Here is a 21,858-nt window from a genome sequence, read left to right as displayed (position 1 = left end):
CGATGTCTCGGTCGCATCTCCCCTCCCCTTAAAGGGAGGTAGGCGCAGGCTCTGGCCTGCAAATGTTACTCCGCCGCCTGCCGAGGCGCGGTTTCCTTGAGTACGTCCATCTCGAAATCGTCAACATGCACGGCTCGATTGGTCGCTTCGTCTGCGGCCCGCATGATACCGGCCTCATTGTCGCTCAGCACACCCGCCTCAATGGCATCGGCAATCGCATCACGATCCAGCCGCCGTTCGATAACGCCGCGCCGAGCCGCCTTGATGAATCTGGCCTCGATCTCCTCAGCCTCGGTGACCTTGATGAATGCATCTTCCAGAACGCCCGTCACGTCATTTGGGTCCATGGAGATATAAACGCCGGTGGTCAGCCGGTCGCGAAACGCGCCGGGACGCAGTACCGAACGAACAAAGCGGTAATTGACGGTGTCGGCTGCCGGCTTGGCATGGCGGCCGAGCGGGAAACACAGAATGCGCATGGCCCAGGCAAAGACCGGGTTGGGGAAGTTGTTGAAGACTTCGGCGAACCGCGCTTCGAGCATGGCGATACGATCCTGCATGATCGCCTCGACCAGTTCCTTGTCTTCTTCCCGGGCGCCCTCTTCCTCGTAGCGCTTGAGCGTTGCCGACATCAGGTAGAGTTCGCCCAGAATATCGGCCATGCGTCCCGAAATCTTCTGCTTGCTCTTGAGCGCACCGCCCAGCACCACAGTGGTCCAGTCGGCCACCAGGGCAAAATCCTGCGCATAGCGGTGCAGCCGGCGATACCAGATGGCCATCGGCCCACTATGGGGTGAGGAGGCGAAATTGCCATTTGTCACCCCGTGCAGGAAGCTGGCAACGATGTTGCGCAGCATGAACGAGGTGTGGCCGCCAAAGGCGCCGTCAAATGCGTCCAGTCCCGCCCGGCGATCCTTGTTCTGCGCCGCCTGAACTTCCTTGAGTAGATAGGGATGAGCGCGCAGCACACCCTGGGCAAAAGTCATCAGCGTGCGAGTGAGAATATTCGCACCCTCCACCGTGATGGCCACCGGCAAGGCCTGATAGGCGCCGAACAGGTAATTGCCCGGCCCGTCCTGAATGGCACGTCCGCCATGAATGTCGAACGCATCATCCATGTTATCGCGCATGGCTTCGGTGGTGGTGTATTTGAGCAGGCCCGCAATCACCGCCGGGCGCTGGCCTTCATCCACCATCGAGGCGGTCAGGCGGCGCGTTGACTCATACATATAGGCGCGCTTGACCATTTCGCCGAGCGGCTCGGCCACACCTTCCATGACGCCCACGGGAATGCCGAACTGTCGGCGCACCCGCGCATAGGCCGAGGTGGCGCGCAGGGTCTGCTTGATCGAAGTGGTGCCGATCGCCGGCAACGAAATGGCGCGGCCGGTGGACAGGCACTCCATCAGCATGCGCCAGCCCTGCCCGGCATAATCTGTGCCGCCGATCAGGAAATCCATGGGTACGAACATGTCGGTACCGCGCACCGGTCCGTTCATGAACGCCTGGCGCGCCGGATAATGGCGACGACCGATATCAAGCCCCGGATGATCATGCGGGATCAGGGCCAGGGTAATGCCGATATCGGGACCCCTCTCAAGCAGATTATCTGGATCCTTGAGGATGAAGGCCAGGCCCACCAGAGTGGCGATTGGCGCCAGGGTGATGTAGCGCTTGTCAAAGCTGAGGCGCACGCCCAGAACTTCTTCGCCATTGTGCATGCCCTTGGTGACGACGCCGATATCGCGCATGCCACCGGCGTCGGAACCCGAGTGCACGCCGGTCAGTGCAAAACAGGGCACTTCGCGGCCATCGGCGAGGCGATGAAGGTACTTATCCTTCTGCACCGGCGTGCCGTATTTTTCCAGCAGTTCGCCGGGCCCAAGCGAATTGGGCACCATGACGGTGATGCCGGCGGCGACCGAACGGCTTGCGATTTTCGAGACGATCATCGACTGGGCCTGGGCCGAAAAACCCAACCCACCGTGCTCCTTGGCAATCAGCATGCCCAGAAACCCCTTGGACTTGAGAAAGTCCCAGAGCTCGGGGCTGAGGTCGGCGCGATTGTGACGAATATCCCAGTCGTCGATCATCTTGCAGGCGGTTTCGGTAGGCCCATCGAGAAAAGCCTGCTCCTCATCGGTCAGGGTCAGTGGCCGAATGCCGGTCAGCTTTTTCCAGTCCGGACGGCCGGAAAACAGTTCGGCATCCCAGCCCACCGTGCCTGCATCAAGCGCTTCCTGCTCGGTGCGGCTGACCTTGGGGAGAATGGATTTGACCGCCCCGTAGATTGGCTTGGTGAGAACGACCATACGAATGGGCTTGACCGACAGCACCAGCAGCAGCGCGCCGAAAACGATCAGCACCCAGGAAAACCAGCCCAAGCCATAGACGGCGCCGGACTGGGTAAAGTCGAGCCCCGATACCACGCCGATCACGGCGAAAGCGGCACCCCACTGCCAGAGCGGGCTTTCCCGCATCGCCAGAGCACCAAAGGCCGCCAGACTGATCGCAACCAACAACAGGGTCATCGCCCACATCCTCCTCATGCAGCGATCGCCCATGTCAGGGCGAAGCACCGTCGTCAATCAAATGCCGGACCGCCCCGAGGGTTCGACCCGTTCCCTCTCCGCCCGCAACTTTGCGCCACGACGAAGACTTGTTGAAGGCAGTTTACTCAGATTGACGCATACGTCAACTAGATGCCGATAAGAGACCTTCCTGGCAGGCGCCTATGAAAGTCTTGGGCAGATAATTGACGCTAACGTAAACAAGTGGAATAGTTTGCGTGAGATGACAGGACAGGTGCCAACAGAGCATCGGAGGCTAGACGCCCACTGCATCCAATATTTGGGAACGCCCATTTGTCTGTTTCAGGCACTGGGAGGAGATATCGATGGACACGCCAGCTACCAGCAATGACAGCCTTCGCCCCTGGATCGAAAGCTATCCCGAGGGCATCGTCTGGGACGATCAAATCGACACATCCCCTGTGCATGAACAGGTTCTGGCGGCCTGCGCCAAAAATCCAGGCGCCATGGCCCTGGATTTTCTCGGGGGCACAACCAGCTTTGGCGAGCTGGCCGAAAAGATCGTCGCCTTTGCCGGAGCGCTGCAAAGCCAGTTCGGCGTCACCAAGGGCACACGCGTCGCCCTGATGCTGCCCAATACGCCCTTTTACCCCATTGCCTATTACGGCGTGCTGCGTGCTGGCGGCACGGTGGTCAATTGCAATCCGCTCTATACGGTATCCGAGCTGGGGCACATCACAGCCAATGCCGGCGCCGACATCATGGTGACGCTGGACCTGCAGCAGATCTTTGAAAAAGCCGAGGCCCTGCTGGCCGCTGGTCATGTCAAGAAACTGGTCGTTGCCCATTTCCCCAACGCCTTGCCGCTGGTCAAGAAGATCCTGTTTTCAGTCGCCAAACGCAAGGATCTGGCACACCCCAACCGCTCCGCCCATGCCAGCGTCATCTCCAGCTTTGAGGACCTGCTGGCCCGCCGGGATTCGCCGTCGCCGGTCACCATCGATGCGCAGACCGATATTGCGGTGCAGCAATATACCGGGGGGACCACCGGTATTCCCAAGGGAGCGCTGCTGACCCACGCCAATATCGCGGCCAATATGAGCCAGATCGACAAATGGGGCTGTGGCCTGTTTTATCCGCCTTCCAAGGTGATCGCGGTACTGCCCTTCTTTCACATCTTCGCCATGACCGTCTGCATGAACGTGCCGCTCGGCAATGGAACGCCGGTAATCATGCTGCCACGCTTCGAATTGAAAGCCCTGTTGGGTATCTTCAATCGGACTGGCGCCAATGTGCTGCCCGCCGTGCCCACCCTGCTCAGTGCATTGGCGAGGACCGACGCCGTCACTCGGGCGCAGATTGAGACCCTGGAGGTTGCCATATCCGGTGGTGCCGCCCTGCCCGACGAAGTGCGCCACGCCTTCTCCAAAAAGTCCAAGGCCCTGCTGGCCGAAGGCTATGGCCTGACCGAAGCCTCGCCCGTTGTCTGCTGCGCCGCGCTCCGGGTGCCCTCCAAGCCCATGTCCATCGGCCTGCCTCTCCCCGGCACCGATATCCGCTTTGTCGATGTGGACAGCGGCAAGGTAGTCGGCATCGGCGAAGATGGCGAATTGCAGGTAAAAGGCCCGCAGGTCATGGCCGGCTATTATGAGAATCCGGAAGCCAGCAAGGACGCCTTCATGGACGGCTGGCTGCGCACCGGCGATGTCGGCCATATGGATGAAGATGGCTACGTGTTCCTGGTGGATCGCATCAAGGACCTTATCATCTGCTCGGGGTTCAATGTTTACCCGCGCACCATCGAAGAGGCCGCCATGACCCATGAGGCCGTCGATGAGGTCAACGTAATCGGCGTGCCGGACCAGTATCGCGGCGAGGCGCCGGTGGCCTTCGTCAAGCTCAAGGATGGCCACACGATCAGCGAGGCGGATCTGAAATCCTTCCTCGCCGAAAAGCTCAACAAGATTGAAATGCCCCGCCAGATCATTTTCAAGGAGGCCCTGCCCAAGACCCTGATCGGCAAACTGTCCAAGAAAGAGCTGCGGGAGGAATACGCCCAGATGAAAGCCGGAAAATCGTGACTAGCACGCCACCCGAAAGCCAGGACCTCTTCGCCATTGCCGAACTCGCCCGCGAGTTCGGCATTTCGACCCGGGCCATCCGGTTTTACGAATCCAAGGGCCTGCTCTCGCCCGAACGCGTCGGCGCGACTCGCATCTTTCGCAAACGCGACCGGGCCCGGCTGATCCTGATCCTGCGCGGCAAGCGCCTTGGCTTTACGCTGCGCGACATTTCCGACTATCTCAGCCTGTACGACGCGGACCGCGCCCAGCAGGTAAACCTGTTGGCCGACAAGGTCGATGAGCGCCTTGCGCTGCTCGAACGCCAGCGCGACGACCTCGAAACCACCATCCGCGAACTGCGCGAGATCAAGCAACTCGCCCAGGAACGACTGCAAAAAGCCGGCTAGCGCTCCCCGCGCCCCTTGTGATTGCTGGTCATCGGGCCGGGCTTTTTCGGCCTCGTCCAGCCCTTGGGCGGCTGTCGCACTGGGGCATTCGATCCCAAGCCGATCTGTCCGGGCGGCGCCTGCCCGACAATGTCGTCGCTTTCGCCCTTGAGCCGCGCAATCTCGTCGCGCAGCGCCGCCGCCTTCTCGAAATCAAAGGCAGCGGCAGCCGCCTCCATCTGCTTTTCCAGCGCCACCAGTCGGGCGTGGTTGCTGCGCGATGACATGCCAGGTTTCCTCTTCAGTAATTCCCCATGGATTGGGGGCTCCTCGACAATAAGGAAGGAGCCAACGTTCCTACCCCACAAACGCATCCATGTCCTCGATCCGCGCCGCTTCGCTCGCCGGCTTGTCCCAGCGTATCCGATTGATTCGCGGAAAGCGCAGCGCCACGCCCGACTTGTGCCGGGCACTGCGCTGGGCGCTGTCGAACGCCACCTCGAACACCAGTTCCTTGTTCACTTCACGCACTGGCCCGAACGAACCGATCGTATTGGCCCGGATCCAGCGGTCGAGCTGTTTGAGTTCCTCATCGGTGAAGCCGAAATAGGCCTTCCCGATGGGCACGATCTCATTGCCCTTCCAGACCCCGAACGTATAATCCGAATAGAACGAGCTGCGCTTGCCATGCCCACGCTGGGCATACATCAGCACCGCATCGACCACATTGGGGTCCCGCTTCCATTTGAACCAGAACCCCTTGGGCCGTCCCGGCACGTAGGGGGCGGTCCTGAGCTTGATCATCACCCCTTCATGGCCGTGCTCGTCGGCGCCTTGTCGGCGCAGCGCCGCCAGGTCCGCCCATTGGTCGAAGCGCAAGATTTCTGAAACATCCATCCGGGTCTGCGGATTGGCCGCGAACCAGGCCTCGAGCCGCTGCCGCCGCGCTTCCCAGGCCAGCGCCCGGATATCCTCGTCCTCATCGAACAGCATGTCATAAACCCGCACGAAGCCAGGCAGTTCGGCCATCTGCTTTGGTGCGGCAACCTTGCGGTTCAGCCGCTGCTGCAGATCGTTGAAACTGCCCGGCTCGAAGTCATGCCCGACCAGCAATTCTCCATCCAGCACGGCCCGCCCCATGGCGGCCTCGACCACGTCGGGGAAACTCGCCGCAATATCGTCGCCGGTGCGCGAGAACAGCGATGCGCCGCTCCGCCCAAGCACCAGTTGCACCCGGATACCATCCCACTTCCATTCCGCCGAGAAGTCGCGCGGATCAAGCTTGGCAAAATCGCTCTCCTCGATCGGTGTGGACAGCATCAGCGGATGGAAGCGCGACCCATGGTCGATCTCGGGACGTCCGCTCCGTCCCTCCAGCCAGTCGAATAGTTCGCCATAGGGCGGCTTGACCCCATGCCAGACTTCCTCGATCGCCTGCAGGTCTACCCCACTCATTTGACTGAGCGCGGTCTTGGCCAGCCGCGCCGACACCCCAATCCGCAGCGCGCCCGTGGCCATCTTGATCAACGCCCAGCGTTCATGGATCGCTGCCTGCGTCAGCAACCCGCCGATGACCTTGGGCAGTTCGGCCTTGCTGGTCGTATTGAGCAATTCCACCAGGGTGCTGAGCCGCGGCAAGTCCTTGGCCCCGTGATGGGGCCAGATCAGCGCAATGGTCTCCCCCAGATCCCCCACATAGTCATAGCTGAGTGCAAACAGCGTCTCGTCCACTTCGGCCAGCACCGTCTGCTTGAGCAGCGCCGGCTTGACGTTGCGCATCTTGAGCTCCCCGGTCAGAACCGCCAGCGCCAGCCCGCGGTCCGGGTCCGGCACCTCGGCGAAATACTGCGCCAGCGCCGCAATCTTGCGGCTGCGCGAAGGGGTCAACGCCAACAGCTCAAGCAGGTCCGCAAACCGCTTCATGCGCCCCCCTCCCCGCCATCGTCATCGAGCCCCGGCAACGCCAGCGGGTCAGCCTCCAGCCCCTGCTGCCGACACCAATAGACCAGCGCATCCTCTCGACCATGAGTCACCCACACGGTCCCTGCGCCGCTTTCGAGGATGGATTGATTGAGCTCGCCCCAATCGCAATGATCCGAAATCACCAGCGGCAGCTCGACCAATGCCTGCCGGGCCCGCTGCTTGATGCTCATCCACCCCGAGGCCTGGCAGACCACCGGATCGGGGAAGCGCCGGCTCCAGCGATCGCGAATGGCCGAAGGCGGCGCGATCACGATCTGTCCGGCCATGGCGGCTTTGGGCATGCCGGTGGCCGGGAACAGCTCTCCCAAGCCCACCCCCAGTTCCTCATAGAGGGCACACAGCGCAATCATGGCGCCATGCAGGTAGATCGGCCGCTCCCAGCCGGCGTCGCGCAGCAGCGCGATCACCCGCTGCGCCTTGCCCAAGGCGTAACATCCCACCAGATGACAGCGCTCGGGCTGGTCAGCCACCGACTTGAGAAGCCGCCCGATTTCATCTTGCGGCAATGGGTGCTGAAACACCGGCAACCCGAAGGTCGCCTCGGTCACCATCAGGTCGCAGGCCACCGCTTCATACGGCTCCGCCGTGCGATCCGGCAGCCGCTTGTAGTCCCCGGTCACCAGCGCCCGCTGCCCCTCGGCCTCCACCAGCACCTGCGCCGACCCCAGAATGTGACCGGCCGGGTGCAGGCTCACCTTGGCTCCATCCACGCTCAGCACCTCGCCGAAGCGCAGCGGATCGAACCGCCCCGCACAGTCCACGCCATAGCGCACCTTCATGATGGCGATGGTTTCCGGCGTTGCCAGCACTGCCCCATGCCCCGAGCGGGCGTGATCGGCATGGCCATGGGTAATGATGGCGCGCGGCTTCGGCCCGTCCGGATCAATCCAGGCATCGAGGGCTGGCACATAGAGATTACGGTCGAGAATAAAGCTCATGGTCCTGTCAGAACGCGGCGAAACGGGAGCCGGTTCACGCTTTCACCACCGCTTGTGCAGCATGCCAGCGCCAGTCCGTGGCAGCAGGGTGCTCGATAGTGATCCACGCTTGCCTTCTTGTCCGCATTGTTCCAGACCGAAGGAAAACGAGGAGCCAGAGATGCGCAAGACAACCCACGCCCCCGGCACCATCCAACGCCTGAGCATTGAGAGCAAGGCGCTGGCCAACAACCGGCTCGGCGATGACACCACGCGCATTGTCGATGTTTATGTGCCTGCTGGACATGACGGCAAGGACCTGCCGCTGCTAGTCGATCTTGTCGGCTATACGTCCGGCGGCCCTGCGCATACCGCCTGGAGGGCCTTCACCGAGAATGTGCCCGAGCGCCTCGACCGCCTGATCGGCGAGGGAAAGATGGCGCCGGTGGTGGTCGCTTTTCCCGACTGTTTCTCACGCCTAGGCGGCAATCAATATGTGAACAGCCCGGTCATGGGGAACTATGAGGACTTCCTGATCGAGGAAATGTTGCCAGCCGTCGAGAAAAAATTCTCCTGCGGTGGCACGGGGCGCCGCGGCGTGTTCGGAAAATCATCGGGGGGCTTTGGGAGCCTGGTGCACGCCATGCGCCATCCGGACGTCTGGGCCGCAGCCGCCAGCCACTCCGGCGATGCCGGCTTTGAGCATCTCTACCTGGCCGGTTTTCCCAATGTGTTGATGGCGCTCGCCAAGCAGGACAATTCCATTGAGACATGGATGAAGGCGTTCGAGGCCAAGCCCAAGCTCGATGGCAAGGACACCCTGACCTTGATGTTCCTTTGCCAAGCCGCAAGTTTTGACCCCGATCCAGACGCTTATCTGGGCCTGAGGTTGCCAGTGACCCTGGACACCTGCGAGGTCATTCCCGAACGGTGGGAGAATTGGCTCGCCTGGGACCCGGCGCTGATGGTCAAGTCTCACGCCGATGCCATCGGCAAGCTGAAAGGCTTCTTCCTCGATTGTGGCACCGAGGACCAATACGCCATCCTTTACGGCACAAGGCGTATCCACAAGGCGCTCGAACAGCGCGGCATCGCCCATCGCTACGAGGAATTCCCCGACAACCATTCCGGCATCGACTACCGCTTGGATGTCAGCCTGCCATATCTGGCCGAAGTGCTGTCAAACTAAGCCCGCCTGTCCCAGCCGTCCCCTCTCCTTGCACTGGAGAGGGCGCGGCCTGATTTGTCCAGACTCCCCACGAGCGCCGTGGGAGTAGATGCCCATGGCCCGATGAGGCCCTCACACCACTTTGCTAACCTCGAGCAATCCGGGCTTCTTTTCATTGGCCAGGTTGATGGCGGCCTCGCCGCCCAGAACCACGACATGGCCCTTTTCGGCGACCAGATCGACAGCATCGGCCAGCGCCAGGAAGTCGGCCCGACTGGTGCCGAGAATCTCGTCGCGCCGCTGCTGGCGCAATTTATCGGTAGTGCCATTGAGCAGGCGCCACATGGCTGAATAACCCTTGGCATCTGGGAATTCGGGCCGATCGAGATCACCGATCACGCCGATCACCGAGCGCACCAGATTGGTCTCCCCGATTTCGGCCCGCAAGGCCTTGGCCGCCCCGTCATAGACCTCGAGCGTCTTGAGCAGATTGGGGTCCCGATAGGAGAGGAAGGCGAAATTGCCCGAGGAGAGATCGAACCGGCTCGACCCGCCATAGGCGCCACCCTGCACGCGCACCTTGTCCCAGAGATAGGTGGTGTTGAGAAAGCGCAACGCCACTGAGGCGGCCGCCGACAGCTCGATCCCCAGCGCTTTCAGGTTTGCGCCCTTGCCGACATAATTGACCTGGGCCGGGATCACCAGACCCTCGTTCTTCGGCGCGAAGGCATGACCCCAATCCGCATCGGCCAATTCTGCGTTGGGTAGGCCGCCGACAAAACCTTCCAGCACGCTCTTGGCGCCGTCCCAGAGTTCGCCATCGGCTGTCAGATTGACGATCATGCGACCGCGATTGAACAGCTTGTCACGAATGGAGAAGAGCTTGGCCGCGACGCTGTCCCAATCGCTGTCTATGCGCTTGACCAGGCCCTTGAGAAACTCGAGATAGCTGACCCCGCTCATTTGCTCGGCAATCCATCCTGCCTCGGTCAGCCCGGCTTTGATGCGGGCGTCGACAATGGCATTGCCGCTGGGCACCAGCCGGGCCTCAAAGCCGGCTTTTTCCTCCAACGCCATCTGCTTGAAGCGTGCCTTGTTGCCAAGATCGGCATCGAGCAGCACATCGCCCATAATACCGAGCATGCCCTCGAACTTGTCCGCCACCGCCTTGCCCGAAAGGAAGAACCAGGCCGACGTACCCGAGCCATCCTGCATGCTGGCAAGGCCGCGATGTTGCGCGATGCCGCCCGTGGTCCGGCCGATCCGCTGGGTTAGCGAGACAAAATCTTCCTTGCTGGTGCCGGTTTGCAGCAGCGCGCGGCCAAACAGCGGCAGATAAGGAAGTTCGGCCTTGTCGAGCACATGCAGGTCAAAGCCGAGATCGAGATACAAGATCCCCAGCGTCGGCAGGTCGTGGTAAAGTGTGCGTACGCCGGATATAGCGCTTTCCGCAGTCGGGACTGTGCGGGTTTCGCGGTCCAGATCATCCAGCGTCAGCGTCGGAATCCTGGCGAGATCCTCAGGCTTGTCGACGCTTTCCTGCAGCGCCCGCAGGCGCTCGGTGCGCTCCATGACCGCAGCCAACTCGCTTTCGCTCAGCCCTGCGCGGACAGCCGCTAGCCGATCTGCTTCGGCCTTGGCTTCGCGCGCACCCTGCTCAGGATCGGCCTCGATCCGCGAGGTAACGCGATGCGGATTGTCGAGGAACAGCCGCCGGATTTCCTTTTCGAAATGGCCGCTCGCCGCCTTGTCCTTGAGCGCTGTCAGCGCGTCCTCATAGACCAGTGGCGAGAGCGGATCGCCACCATGCAGCCAGCCGCCCAATGCAGTGAACATATAGGTCATGCCGCGCGGATAAGAGCCGGTATTCTGCTCGCGCAGATTGAACTCGAAAGTGTTGATCGCCGCTTCCCGCTGCTCCTCGGAAAAGCCGGTCTTGGCCAATTCTTCCAGCGTCTCTAGCACCAGCTTTTCGACCTTTTCCGCGTCGGCCGGATCGATGCCCTTAAGACCGAACCCGCCCATGGGCTGGCGCAGATAGGAGGAAATACCACCCCCGATCATCCCCTCGCCCAATCCGCTTTCATTGAGTTTCTTGCGCAGTGGAGCCGCCGAATTGCCCGCCAGCAGATAGCTCAGCATGCCGTGGCTCAGCGTTTCTTCCCGGCTTTCGGGCGGATCCAGCATCCAGTTGACCGAAACCATGCCATCGCGGCGCTTGTCCGGATCGATGGAGCCGGCATAGGTGCCCGACACCTGTCTCGGGGCATTCCAGCGCGGTTGCAGCTTGACCTCGGCATCCACGTCGAGCTTGTCGAACTGGCTGAAATAGTCATCGAGAATCTCGAGCCGCTTCTCGGGGGCATCGTCGCCCGAGAACACCACCCGCGCATTGGACGGGTGGTAATAGGTTTGGTGGAAGCGCTTGAATTGTTCATAGCTCAATTCGGGGATAGCCCGGGGATCGCCGCCCGAGCTCTTGCCATACGTGGTGTCAGGGTAAAGCGCGGTCTGGGTCTGGGTGTGCATCACCGAGTCCGGTGAGGAATAGACGCCCTTCATCTCGTTGAAGACCACCCCCTTATAGACCAGCGGCGCATCGAGATCGTCGAGCTCGTAGTGCCAGCCCTCCTGCTCGAACGTGTCCTGGGAAATCAGCGGAAACAGCACGGCGTCGAGATAGACATCGACGAGGTTGTAGAAATCCTTGAGGTTCTGGCTGGCCACCGGATAGGCAGTCTTGTCCGGGAACGTCATGGCATTGAGGAAGGTGTGCATCGACCCCTTGAGCAGCTCCACGAACGGCTTTTTGACCGGATATTTGCGCGACCCGCACAGCACCGAGTGCTCCAGGATATGCGCAATGCCGGTTGAATCCTCCGGTGGCGTCTTGAAGGTGATGCCGAACACCTTGTTCTCGTCTTCGTTGAGAAGACTGAGCACTTCCGCCCCGGTTTTCTTGTGCCGGTAGAGTTTTGCCTGGGATTTGATCTCGGCAATGGTCTCGTCGCGGACAAGCTCGAAGGCGGGGTGGGACATGGATACTCTCGGCAAATGCTTCTGGTTGATGGGGTCAACCTAGGCACGCCAGAGGGCCAACGCTAGGGGTGCTTGAAACAATCACCCCGGCTCACGCTTCAACGATTGGCAATTTTCAGTGAAACCGCTTGCGCTCTCTCTCACGCGCCAGAATGCCCGGGGCGTTCAACGTCGCGATCGGCTGACCCGCATCCGCCGGTATATCACCAGAAAGCTGCAGATCGAGATAGCGAGCGCAGCACACTCTGAGAAACGAGGTGAAATTGCCCAGATCGTGCCCGGCATCGATTGATTCATGGTGCAGCCGGGTAATCAGCTGCACCACATTCATCGCATCGCGCCGCGCGATCTCCTCGAGCTTGGCCCAGAAGAAGTTCTCCAGCCTGATGCTGGTCACCATGCCGTCGATGCGCAAAGAGCGCGTCGTGGACTCCCAGAGCCGGGCATCTGCCTTGATGAAGAGTTCACACATCGCTGCCTCCTGCGTCTGACGCCGATCAGGCCGCCTGATTCACGCCTTCGGACTGCGCGGCCAGCACAGCCATGAACTGTTTGAGCCAGGCCGGATGAGCTGGCCAGGCGGGCGCCGTTACCAGATTGCCATCGGTGACCGCGCCGTCAATCGCTATGTCGGCATAATGTCCGCCTGCCAGCTCGACTTCGGGGCGGCAGGCCGGATAGGCCGAGCATTGACGGTCCTTGAGGACGCCGGCCGCTGCCAGCAATTGCGCCCCATGACAGATCGCGGCAACCGGCTTGTTGGCGTCAAAGAAATGCCGCACCAAGTCCAGCACTTTGCCGTCAAGCCGGAGATATTCCGGCGCGCGCCCGCCAGGAATGACTAGCGCGTCATAGGCAGCAGGCTCGATATCCTCAAAGCTGGCGTTCAGCGTGAAATTGTGACCGCGCTTTTCCGAATAGGTCTGGGCGCCTTCAAAGTCGTGGATCGAGGTAGCAACCTGCTCGCCGGCTTTCTTGCCAGGGCAGACCGCATGCACCTCATGCCCGCAGGCGAGCAGCGTCTGGAACGGCACCATGGTCTCGTAATCCTCGGTGTAGTCACCGGTGACCATCAGGATCTTTGCGCTCATCTTGTTCTCCTCCCAAGTTCGCGGAAGCAGGATAGATCAGCTCTGCCAGCCAGTGGTATTAAGCCGCTACTACGCCGCCCAATTACACCTCGCCCCGAATTTCCGGCTTCACATCGCTTTCATACCACTCCCGGAGCTGCTTGAGCAGCGCGGGGAACAGGCTCTTGCGTTCCGAAGCGGCCACATTGTCCGCAATCTGCTCGGGCTTGGACACACCGGCGATCACCGTCGAAACCTCGGGATGATCAAGGATCCAGCGAAGAGCGAACTGGCTCATTGGCAGACCATCCGGTGCATAACCCTTGAGCGCCTGCACGAGTTCGACGCCCCGCTCGAACGGAATGCCGGCAAAAGTTTCGCCCACCGAGAACGCCGCGCCATCGCGATTGTAGTGACGATGATCGCTGGCATCGAACTGGGTGTTCTTGTCGAACTTGCCGCTCAGCAATCCGCTGGCCAAAGGCAGGCGCACAATGATGCCGACATCTTTCTCCGCCGCGCGCGGGAGCAATTCCTTGGCGGCATCCTGGCGGAACAGGTTGAAAATGATCTGCAGCGTGGCACAGCCAGGCTGATCCAGACAGATCATTCCCTCTTCGATGGTCTCGACGCTCGCGCCCCAGTGGCGCACCAGCCCCTCAGCCTGCAGCTCGTCCATCCAGCCAAAGATCGCGCCATCGCGCAGCACCTCGGTCGGCACGCAATGGAGTTGTGCCAGATCGAGCGTGTCCGCGCCCAGCCTCTTGGCCGAGCCCACCAGGCTGTCGCGAATGGCCTGCTTGGAATAGCCATCGGGATAAAGACCGGCGCCGCGGCCCAGCTTGGTGGCGACGGTCACATTGGGGCCCTTGGCATGAGCACCGATGCGGCTTTCGCTCAGTCCCCCGCCATAAACATCGGCGGTGTCCCAGAAGCTGATCCCGGCATTAAGCGCATGGCCAAGAATAGCGTCTGCGGTCTCGTCGCCGACCGGCCCGAAATCGCCGCCAAGCTGCCAGCACCCAAGGCCAATCTCGCTGACCTCATAACCCGTCCTGCCCAACCGCCGCGTTTTCATGCGCTTGTCTCCCGATTCAACCTGCTGGGCAACCTATTGACCCACCCGGCCAAGAACAAGGGCGCCGCAGCGCCCCGGTTCCAACAATCCTGCACGCGGGCCTATTCGAAATAGTCCGGAAAGTCCTCGATGGTCTGGCTGAGCAGCACCTCTGCCCGTGCCAGGTGCGCCCGCATTGCCGCCTCTGCGGCCACCACGTCGCCCTGGCTGACCGCCTTTACGATCTGCTTGTGTTCGGCAATGGCGCGCTGGCTCGATGACACCCCCAGGGTCAGATAACGCACCCGGTCAAGCTGCATCTTGTGATCGTCGATCAACTGCCACGCATATTCCACGCCCGCCAGCCGGGCCAGGGTGCGGTGAAATAATTCATCGAGCTTGTGGAAGCGGCGGCTGTCATTGGCCGATGACGCCGCCTCCTGATCGGCGATCAAATCGTCCAGGATCTGGCCGATCTCGGGGCCGGGCTCGGTTGCCACCCGGCGGATGATTTCCACCTCGATGCTCTCACGAATGAACCGGCTCTGCCGCACCCCATCGGGCGAAATTTTCTTGACCACGGTGGCGCGCTTGGGGCGGATCAGCAGCAGCCCCTGCTGGGCCAGGCGAATGAAGGCTTCGCGCACCGGCTGCCGCGACACGCCATAGCGGGCAGCGATATCGCTCTCCGAGATCACGTCGCCGGGCTTGAGCACCATGCTGACGATATCGTCGCGCAGGGCGCCGACGACGCGAAATGCGATGGTTCCTTCGAGCGCTTCGCCCACCTTGCCTCCAGCCCGGGCTGATTCCATTTCTGGACCATGGGACGGATAGGCCGCTAGCGGCTTGCCTCGTTTGCTGTCTTCCACAGAATTCTGGTCCTTTTTCGTCACATGCGGCCCCAACACGACGCCGTGTCGCACAAGTGTAGAAAGAAACAGTACATTTCCGCAATCTTGTATGGTAGATGCTTTTTCGCCCGGCTCCGAGGTGGAGTCGCGCACGGGTTTTATCGAGACTGGAGAGAGACGAATGGCCAAGACCTACGCGCTGGTGGGGACCGGAGGTCGCGCACGGATGTTCTACGAGGCCATTCTGGGGCCGCATCGCGAACAGTCCCGGCTGTTGGCCCTGTGCGACACCAATCAGGTCCGCATGGATTTTACCAACAGGGTGATGGTCGAGGAGCTTTCCGGCCAGGCCGTCCCGACCTACAAGGCCACCGATTTTGACAAGATGATCGCCGAGCAAAAGCCCGACACCATCATCGTCACCTCGATCGACCGCACCCATCACAACTATATCATCGCTGCGCTGGAAGCTGGTTGTGACGTCATCACCGAAAAGCCGATGACCACCGACCCGGAAAAGTGTCAGGCCATCCTCGACGCTGTCGAGCGCACCGGCAAAAATGTCCGTGTCACCTTCAACTACCGCTATGCCCCGCACAATTCGGCTCTGCGCGAACTGATCGCCGAAGGCGCCATCGGCAAGGTCACCTCGGTGCATTTCGAGTGGCTGCTCGACACCCGCCACGGCGCCGACTATTTCCGCCGCTGGCACCGCGACAAAGCCAATTCGGGCGGGCTGATGGTGCACAAATCAACCCACCATTTCGACCTGGTCAATTTCTGGCTCGGCACCGAGCCGGACACCGTCTTCGGCATGGGTGATCTCAAGTTCTACGGTCGTGCCAATGCCGAGGAACGCGGCGTCTTCACACCCTATACCCGCACCACCGGGGTGGAAGCGGCAAAGGATGATCCCTTTGCCATCGACCTGACCAGCAACCCGGTCCAGAAGGGACTCTACTGGGACGGCGAGAAGGAAGACGGCTACCAGCGCGACCAGAACGTGTTCGGCGACGGCATTTCCATCGAGGACACCATGAATGTCCTGGTGCGGTATCGCAACAAGGCGGTGATGACCTATTCGCTCTACGCCTACGCCCCCTGGGAAGGCTTCAACGTGGCCATCAATGGCACCGGCGGACGCCTCGAGCTTACCGTGCACGAAAACTCCTACATCAATGCCGGCGCTGGCTCTGAAACGGAGGGTGCCGCCAAGGGCGTCAAGCTCTACCATTTCCCCTTGCATGGTGAACCGCGCGTCGTTCCGGTCAAGCATGGCGAGGGCGGTCATGGCGGCGGTGACAAGATCATGCTCGAGGAAATCTTCGGCAATGCCACCCCGCGCCCCGGCTATGGCGCCAACCACCGCGACGGCGCGCTCTCGATCCTCACCGGCATCGCCGCCAACAAGAGCTTCGACACCGGCCTGCCGGTTGACGTGAAGACACTCGTGAAACTCTGAAGCCTATGGCGCGCCGGGCACCGTCCGGTGCTGCGGCGCGCCATCGCAAATTTCGTAGTAGTCGCCTTTGTCTTCGACGAATATGTGCTCGGACACTTTGACCCCGGTCGGTCCATCAAAAGCGCCAAGCATCAGGCCGATCAAGTCAGCCTTCAGGAACTCGAAAAACATCGGAGACCCGCAGGTCGAACAGAAGCCCCGACGGGCATGTTCGGACGAGTGGAACCATGCAATATCAGCGTCTCCACTAATCTTCACAGCGGACTTTTTCACGTCCACACCAGCCTCGTAATTGCCGGTGCTCTTTCGGCACATGCTGCAGTGACATGCCGTTGCCTTGGGCAAACTCCCGCTTACCTCGAAGGAGACCGCGCCACAAAGACAGGATCCTTTGTGCATGGCGCCCTCCCAAATGCCCTACCGGTCGAATGGCACTGATGCAGTCAGCACGTCGCCGGAATTGTTGAACTCGACCTCGAAATCCACGGTGATGCGGTCATCGACCAACAGGATGCGCGCGCCGATCCGCACATCGCCCCCGGCCCGGTCCTTTTGCTGCTCGCGCAGATCGAAACTGATCCGGCCGCCCGACTGCCGCCCGATAGCAAGCCCGGTATAGCCGGCATTGGAGCTCATGGCCGCTTCGTAGCGCCCCGCATCGTCGTTGTAGGCGATGGTACCGCTGATCGATAGCGTTGCATTTACCAGGCTGCAGCGGCCCGTATAATTGATCTTGAGCAGGTTGCCCTGCGCCACACTCAGCCGGCAGCGGAAAGGTTCGGGCTGGTCGCCCCCCACCAGGGCCCCTTCGCCGCGCCAGTCGCCGATATAAGAGGAGAGCAGGTCCAGTTCCCGTACACCGGCCTGCGCCAGGCCTGCGCTCAGCGTTGTTGCCGCCAGCACAAAAGCCAGAAAAACTATTCGCAGCCAATAAGTCACATCCTACCCCCTCAGGTCCGTCTGCGGTTCATGTCTGCCAGCACTTTAGGGCAAGAACCAGTAAAAAAAGTCCCGCGATTGACCGCATTGTTACGAATCACCCAACCACTATTGGATAATGAGGCCAACAGAATGAAAATATGCCAGCTTGGCCATTGAGGGGAATATTGCGGGTATGAACGCTGGATCGATCATCAACGCGCGCGACGTCGACTACACGCTGGACGTCGCCGGACGCCCGCTGCATATCCTGCGCAGAGTATCACTTTCCGTTGCTCCAGCAGAAGTGGTGGCCATTGTCGGCCCCTCGGGCAGCGGCAAAACCTCCCTGCTTATGCTGCTGGCAGGCCTAGAAAAGGCCACCGCAGGTCAGGTGGTGGTCAATGGCCGCGACCTCTCGGACATGAGCGAGGACGACCTGGCGCGCTTTCGCCGCCATACCCTGGGCATCGTGTTCCAGAGCTTTCACCTCATCCCTTCGCTCAGCGCGCTGGACAATGTGGGCCTGGCGTTGGAAATCGCCGAGCCCCAGCTATCCATGGTCCAGGTCCGCGAAAAGGCGGCCGCGGCGCTGGCCGCCGTCGGTCTTGAAGGCCGGCTGGATCACCGCCCTTCCGCCCTTTCGGGCGGGGAGCAGCAGCGCGTTGGCCTGGCCCGTGCCAGCGTCGCCAACCCGCCATTGCTGCTGGCCGACGAGCCGACCGGCAATCTCGACCAGAAGACCGGCGCCATCGTCGTCGACCTGATGTTCGACCTGGCCCGCAAGAACAATACCGCCGTGGTGCTGATCACCCATGACCCGGCGCTGGCAGACAAGGCCGATCGGGTGTTCACCATGACCCAGGGCCAACTGACCGAAACGACGGCCCCCAAACCGGCCGTTGGCAGTGGGCACGCCGCGCGAAAGGCCCCCGCCCGCAAACCACCAACCAGCAAGGCGGTCGTTAAGTGATGCGCGGCTTCTGGGCGGCCACCCGCATCGGCCTACTCGACATGCGCGGTGACCTCAGGCGCTTCCTGCTACTGGTGATCTGCCTGGCTGTCGGCACTGCGCTGATTGCCGGCGTCAACTCGGTAGGCGCCAGCATCACCCGCGCCATCGAAACCGGCGCCGCCGAGATCATGGGCGGGGATATCGAACTGTCCCGCGCGGACCGCCTGGCCACCCCCGAAGAACACACCGCCATGCGGGACTTGGGCCAGGTGGCCCAGGTGATCGACACCAATCTGCGCGCAGAGACCTTTTATGAAGAGGCCTTTGCCGATGTCAGCGCCGTGGGCGAAACCTATCCCCTGCTCGGCCAGGTGCGCAGTCCGCAGTTGGGCGCGGGCGAAGATCTTGCCGCCTTGCTGGTGGAAGTCGATGGAGCCCATGGCGCACTGATCGATGGCATCATGCTCGACCAACTCGGCCTCACTATCGGTGACAGCTTCGGATTGGGCGGCACCGAATTTCAGGTCCGCGGTACGCTGATCGGCCTACCCGACGGCCCGGTGCGCGGTTTCCGCCTGGGCATGCCGACACTGATTTCGAGCGACGGGTTTGCCGGCGTCAGCGACCGCACCTCCCCCTTGCCGGGCCTGGGCACCTGGTACCGCTACAAGATCCACCTTGCCGACCGTGACATCGATGCCGGGCTCGCCAGCGCCATCGAGCAATTCGGCAATGCCGGCTGGACGGTGCGCTCAGCCCGCGACGGCCTGGGGCAGATGGTGCGCTATTATGATCTGTTCATGCGCTTCCTGCTTATTGTTGGGCTGGGCTCGCTGTTGATTGGCGGCGTCAGCGTCTGGACCGGTATGCGTGCCTATATCGCCGAGCGCTCCGGCGTCATCGCCGTGCTGCGTTCCATCGGCGCCGACCGGGCGCGCGTGTTTGTGCATTTCCTGGCCCAGGTGGCAGCCCTGGCCCTGGTCGGGGTCGGCATCGGGCTGATCATCGGCGCCAGCACGGCCTGGTTCATCCTGCCCACGATTGGCGCCGCTGTGGGCATCGCCCTGACGCCGGCGGTACACCTCCAGCCCCTGGCCATTGCGGCCGGCACGGGTATGGTCACCGCCTTTGCCTTTGCCTATCTGCCGCTGGTGCAATCCCAGGCCATCCGGCCAGTGCTGCTGTTCCGTTCCAAGGGTCTCGACGCCCCGCCCGTCGACTGGCGCGCGCTGTTGCTATCCTGGCAAGTGCTGCCCCTCGCTTTCGCCATTCTGGCCTTCTTCGTCCTCGCCTGGCTGATGACCGGTGACATCGCCCTGGTGCTCGGCTTCTGTCTTGCCAGCGCACTCGGCGCCATTCTGTTCCAGGGCTTCATCCGTCTGGCGCAGCTTGGCCTGAAGCGCCTGCCTGAAACCGGTCCGCGCGTCCTGCGTCACACCTTCCGCAATATCTCCGCTGCCGGACAGAACGCCGCGGCCGTGGCGGTTTCTGCCGGTATGGCGCTGACCATGCTGATCATCGTTCTGGTGATGCAGACCAATCTGCAGCAGGAATTCCTCGGCGCCTCTGCCTTCGACGCCCCCACGCTGGTTGGCTCGGACCTGTTCCCCGACGAAGTGGAGGACCTCGAGACCCTGACGCTGCAAGGCAATGGCATTACCCGCTTTGTCTCGACCCCCATGTTGCGGGGCGCCCTGGTCGATGTGGCCGGTACCCAAGCGGATCAACTGGTGACACGCGGTCCGGAGGCCACCTTCCTGCTCGCCGGTGAAGTACCGCTGACCTATCGCACCCATCTGCCCGCGTCATCTCGGGTGACGGCCGGTGAATGGTGGTCCGCCGAATATACTGGCCCTGCCCTGGTCAGCCTGCACCAGAGCCTGCGGCACGGCCTCGGCGTCGATCTGGGCGACACGCTGACCTTCTCGATCTTTGGCGAAGAGGTAAGCGTCACCATTGCCAGCTTCCGCGATTATTCCTGGCAGGGCGGCATCGACTTCCTCGCCACCTTCTCCCCCGGTGTGATCGAGAACTACCCCACCACACTGTTTGCCGCTGTCACCGCCGCGCCCGGGGTTGAGGAAGACGTCACACGCCTGCTTGCTGCCGAATTGCCCGATATCCGCTTTATTTCCGTGGGCGATACGCTCAAACAGGTCACCGATGCGCTGGGCCAGCTCTCCTTTGCAGCCAGCCTCATCGGGGGCCTGGCCGTCGGCAATGGCCTGCTCGTTCTGATCGGCTCGCTCTCGACCGGGCGCCGCCAGCGCGAGGCCGATACCATCATCACCAAGGTGCTGGGCGCCACCCGGTCCGAACTGATCGGCTCGGCCTTCCTGCAATATCTGGTGCTGGCAGTGCTGGCCGCAATTCCCGCCCTGGTGCTGGGCATCGGCATGGGCCGTTTTGTCAGCGGCCTGCTGCTGGCGGTCGAATTCACGCTCAAGCTCGACATCATCGTCGTGGTCTTGGCCGTCGCCATCGCCATCACCGCCATTCTGGGCGCCATGACGATCCTGCGCGCAGCTTCGGCGCGCCCGGCGCGATTGTTGCGCGACCTCTAGCCGATCACGAAAAATGCTCAACCAGCATGTCGAACACCAGCCGGATCCGCCGGCTGGTATGCAACTCCCGGTGAGTCACCAGCCAGACCGGCACCGCGATAGGGTCGATTGCGGGCACGGCGATCTCGACCTCCGGAGTTTGCCGGGCGACCGCTTCGACCATCGGCCCGAGGCATATGCCCCGGCACACCCATTCCCAGCCGGTCATCCCGCTCTGCGTCAATAGCGGGAAATTGGCCCTGCTCAGGGGCACCCCGCGCTGCCGCATCTCGGCGATGAAGGGCTCGATTCCGTCTATCGCACCACTCATTTCGCAACGAGCCAGTTCAACGCCATTGCTCGGTCGCCCCAGCCGGTCGAGCAAGTCCGGCGTTCCATAGACATAAGCCGCCGTGTCCCGGCACCGCCTCGCGATCAGGCCATCCTGGTCGGGCCGGACATGGCGGATGGCAATGTCGGCTTCACGCCGCAGCAGGTCACTGATCGACCCCGTCGCCAGCACCTCCAGGGTGATGCCCGGCGCGGCCTTGCGCACCTCGGCCAGAAGGGGCGGCAGAACATGCCCTGCATAGATGTCAGCGGCGGTGATCCTTACGACGCCCTCCACCGATTGCGACTGTGCCGCAGCCGACATCGCCACGCGGTCTGCTGCCGCGCCCATCTCGCGCAGATCGGCCACCAGCCGCTGCCCCGCCTCTGTCAAAATCAGGCGCCGCCCCACCCGCTCGAATACGGCAATGCCCAGGCCTTCCTCGAGCGCCGCCACCTGTCGCCCGAGCGTCGGCTGCGTCAGGCCGAGCCGTCGCGCCGCCGCCGATAGCGAGCCGGCCTCCACCGTCGCCAACAGCGCGCGCATCTGGTTCCAGTCAATGGGCCCGGGCATTTCCTTCA

At 62.0% G+C, this 21,858-nt stretch carries 17 protein-coding genes and 1 pseudogene; 6 read left to right on the top strand and 12 right to left on the bottom strand.

Features of this window, described 5'->3' with window-relative positions:
- Positions 1 to 65 precede the first annotated feature (65 nt).
- Entirely contained in the window at positions 66 to 2,531 is a 2,466-nt protein-coding gene (locus GGR20_RS11360) for an acyl-CoA dehydrogenase (RefSeq protein ID WP_183311382.1), read from the bottom strand.
- 365 nt (positions 2,532 to 2,896) lie between these two features.
- Between GGR20_RS11360 and GGR20_RS11355 the strand changes: the two genes are divergently transcribed.
- Positions 2,897 to 4,612 (top strand): long-chain-fatty-acid--CoA ligase, encoded by a 1,716-nt coding sequence (locus tag GGR20_RS11355; protein WP_183311381.1) that lies wholly within the window; start codon positions 2,897 to 2,899, stop codon positions 4,610 to 4,612.
- Positions 4,609 to 5,001, top strand: a complete 393-nt coding sequence (locus GGR20_RS18975; RefSeq protein ID WP_183311380.1) for a MerR family transcriptional regulator — start codon at positions 4,609 to 4,611, stop codon at positions 4,999 to 5,001. Before GGR20_RS11355 ends, GGR20_RS18975 begins: the two co-directional genes overlap by 4 nt.
- 146 nt (positions 5,002 to 5,147) lie before the next feature.
- Here GGR20_RS18975 and GGR20_RS19245 read toward each other — a convergent pair.
- The 3 genes and pseudogenes from GGR20_RS19245 to GGR20_RS11335 all read right to left on the bottom strand — a co-directional run.
- Positions 5,148 to 5,246: pseudogene (locus tag GGR20_RS19245) on the bottom strand (UvrB/UvrC motif-containing protein); the annotation flags it as partial.
- Between the two features lie 91 nt (positions 5,247 to 5,337).
- Positions 5,338 to 6,903, bottom strand: a complete 1,566-nt coding sequence (locus tag GGR20_RS11340) for a cisplatin damage response ATP-dependent DNA ligase (protein ID WP_183311378.1) — start codon at positions 6,901 to 6,903, stop codon at positions 5,338 to 5,340.
- Positions 6,900 to 7,901, bottom strand: coding sequence for a ligase-associated DNA damage response exonuclease (locus tag GGR20_RS11335; RefSeq protein ID WP_183311377.1), 1,002 nt, complete (start codon positions 7,899 to 7,901; stop codon positions 6,900 to 6,902). The genes GGR20_RS11340 and GGR20_RS11335 overlap by 4 nt, the downstream gene beginning before the upstream one ends.
- A 160-nt stretch (positions 7,902 to 8,061) precedes the next feature.
- Between GGR20_RS11335 and GGR20_RS11330 the strand changes: the two genes are divergently transcribed.
- A complete protein-coding gene (locus GGR20_RS11330; RefSeq protein WP_183311376.1) occupies positions 8,062 to 9,069 on the top strand; it encodes an alpha/beta hydrolase in 1,008 nt (335 codons plus the stop codon).
- Positions 9,070 to 9,180: 111 nt separating this feature from the next.
- Here GGR20_RS11330 and GGR20_RS11325 read toward each other — a convergent pair whose 3' ends face one another.
- The 5 genes from GGR20_RS11325 to GGR20_RS11305 all read right to left on the bottom strand — a co-directional run bounded on the left by GGR20_RS11325 (position 9,181) and on the right by GGR20_RS11305 (position 15,110).
- The gene (locus tag GGR20_RS11325; RefSeq protein WP_183311375.1) at positions 9,181 to 12,087 is read right to left on the bottom strand and encodes an insulinase family protein; all 2,907 of its coding nucleotides are present in this window, start codon (positions 12,085 to 12,087) and stop codon (positions 9,181 to 9,183) included.
- 115 nt (positions 12,088 to 12,202) lie between these two features.
- Positions 12,203 to 12,559 carry a ribbon-helix-helix domain-containing protein gene (locus tag GGR20_RS11320; protein WP_183311374.1) on the bottom strand — a complete coding sequence of 119 codons (357 nt, stop codon included), beginning with the start codon at positions 12,557 to 12,559 and terminating at the stop codon, positions 12,203 to 12,205.
- 25 nt (positions 12,560 to 12,584) lie between these two features.
- On the bottom strand, positions 12,585 to 13,178 hold the full coding sequence (locus tag GGR20_RS11315; RefSeq protein ID WP_183311373.1) for a DJ-1/PfpI family protein: 594 nt from the start codon (positions 13,176 to 13,178) through the stop codon (positions 12,585 to 12,587).
- An 82-nt stretch (positions 13,179 to 13,260) separates the two neighbouring features.
- The gene (locus tag GGR20_RS11310) at positions 13,261 to 14,235 is read right to left on the bottom strand and encodes an aldo/keto reductase (RefSeq protein ID WP_183311372.1); all 975 of its coding nucleotides are present in this window, start codon (positions 14,233 to 14,235) and stop codon (positions 13,261 to 13,263) included.
- A 101-nt stretch (positions 14,236 to 14,336) separates the two neighbouring features.
- Positions 14,337 to 15,110: an FCD domain-containing protein gene (locus tag GGR20_RS11305; protein ID WP_183311371.1), complete on the bottom strand. Its 774-nt coding sequence runs from the start codon at positions 15,108 to 15,110 to the stop codon at positions 14,337 to 14,339.
- Positions 15,111 to 15,249: 139 nt separating this feature from the next.
- Here GGR20_RS11305 and GGR20_RS11300 point away from each other — a divergent pair, with 139 nt between their 5' ends.
- Entirely contained in the window at positions 15,250 to 16,530 is a 1,281-nt protein-coding gene (locus tag GGR20_RS11300) for a Gfo/Idh/MocA family protein (protein WP_183311370.1), read from the top strand.
- A gap of 3 nt (positions 16,531 to 16,533) precedes the next feature.
- Here the strand turns inward: GGR20_RS11300 and GGR20_RS11295 are convergent, their stop codons facing one another.
- Together GGR20_RS11295 and GGR20_RS11290 are read right to left on the bottom strand one after the other, a co-directional pair.
- The gene (locus tag GGR20_RS11295) at positions 16,534 to 16,929 is read right to left on the bottom strand and encodes a GFA family protein (protein ID WP_183311369.1); all 396 of its coding nucleotides are present in this window, start codon (positions 16,927 to 16,929) and stop codon (positions 16,534 to 16,536) included.
- A gap of 18 nt (positions 16,930 to 16,947) precedes the next feature.
- Positions 16,948 to 17,469 (bottom strand): heme-binding beta-barrel domain-containing protein, encoded by a 522-nt coding sequence (locus GGR20_RS11290; RefSeq protein WP_183311368.1) that lies wholly within the window; start codon positions 17,467 to 17,469, stop codon positions 16,948 to 16,950.
- 175 nt (positions 17,470 to 17,644) lie between these two features.
- On the opposite strand from GGR20_RS11290, the gene GGR20_RS11285 reads away from it, so the two are divergent.
- Positions 17,645 to 18,421 carry an ABC transporter ATP-binding protein gene (locus GGR20_RS11285; protein WP_183311367.1) on the top strand — a complete coding sequence of 259 codons (777 nt, stop codon included), beginning with the start codon at positions 17,645 to 17,647 and terminating at the stop codon, positions 18,419 to 18,421.
- Positions 18,421 to 20,967: an ABC transporter permease gene (locus GGR20_RS11280; RefSeq protein ID WP_183311366.1), complete on the top strand. Its 2,547-nt coding sequence runs from the start codon at positions 18,421 to 18,423 to the stop codon at positions 20,965 to 20,967. The genes GGR20_RS11285 and GGR20_RS11280 overlap by 1 nt, the downstream gene beginning before the upstream one ends.
- 4 nt (positions 20,968 to 20,971) lie before the next feature.
- On the opposite strand, the gene GGR20_RS11275 is transcribed toward GGR20_RS11280, so the two are convergent.
- On the bottom strand, positions 20,972 to 21,850 hold the full coding sequence (locus GGR20_RS11275; RefSeq protein ID WP_183311365.1) for a LysR family transcriptional regulator: 879 nt from the start codon (positions 21,848 to 21,850) through the stop codon (positions 20,972 to 20,974).
- Positions 21,851 to 21,858: the final 8 nt, after the last annotated feature.

The organism is Devosia subaequoris, assembly GCF_014197055.1.
Taxonomy (GTDB): Bacteria; Pseudomonadota; Alphaproteobacteria; order Rhizobiales; family Devosiaceae; genus Devosia; species Devosia subaequoris.
The sequence above is the reverse complement of the archived record's forward strand: the minus strand, read 5'-3'. Positions and strand labels throughout refer to the sequence as shown.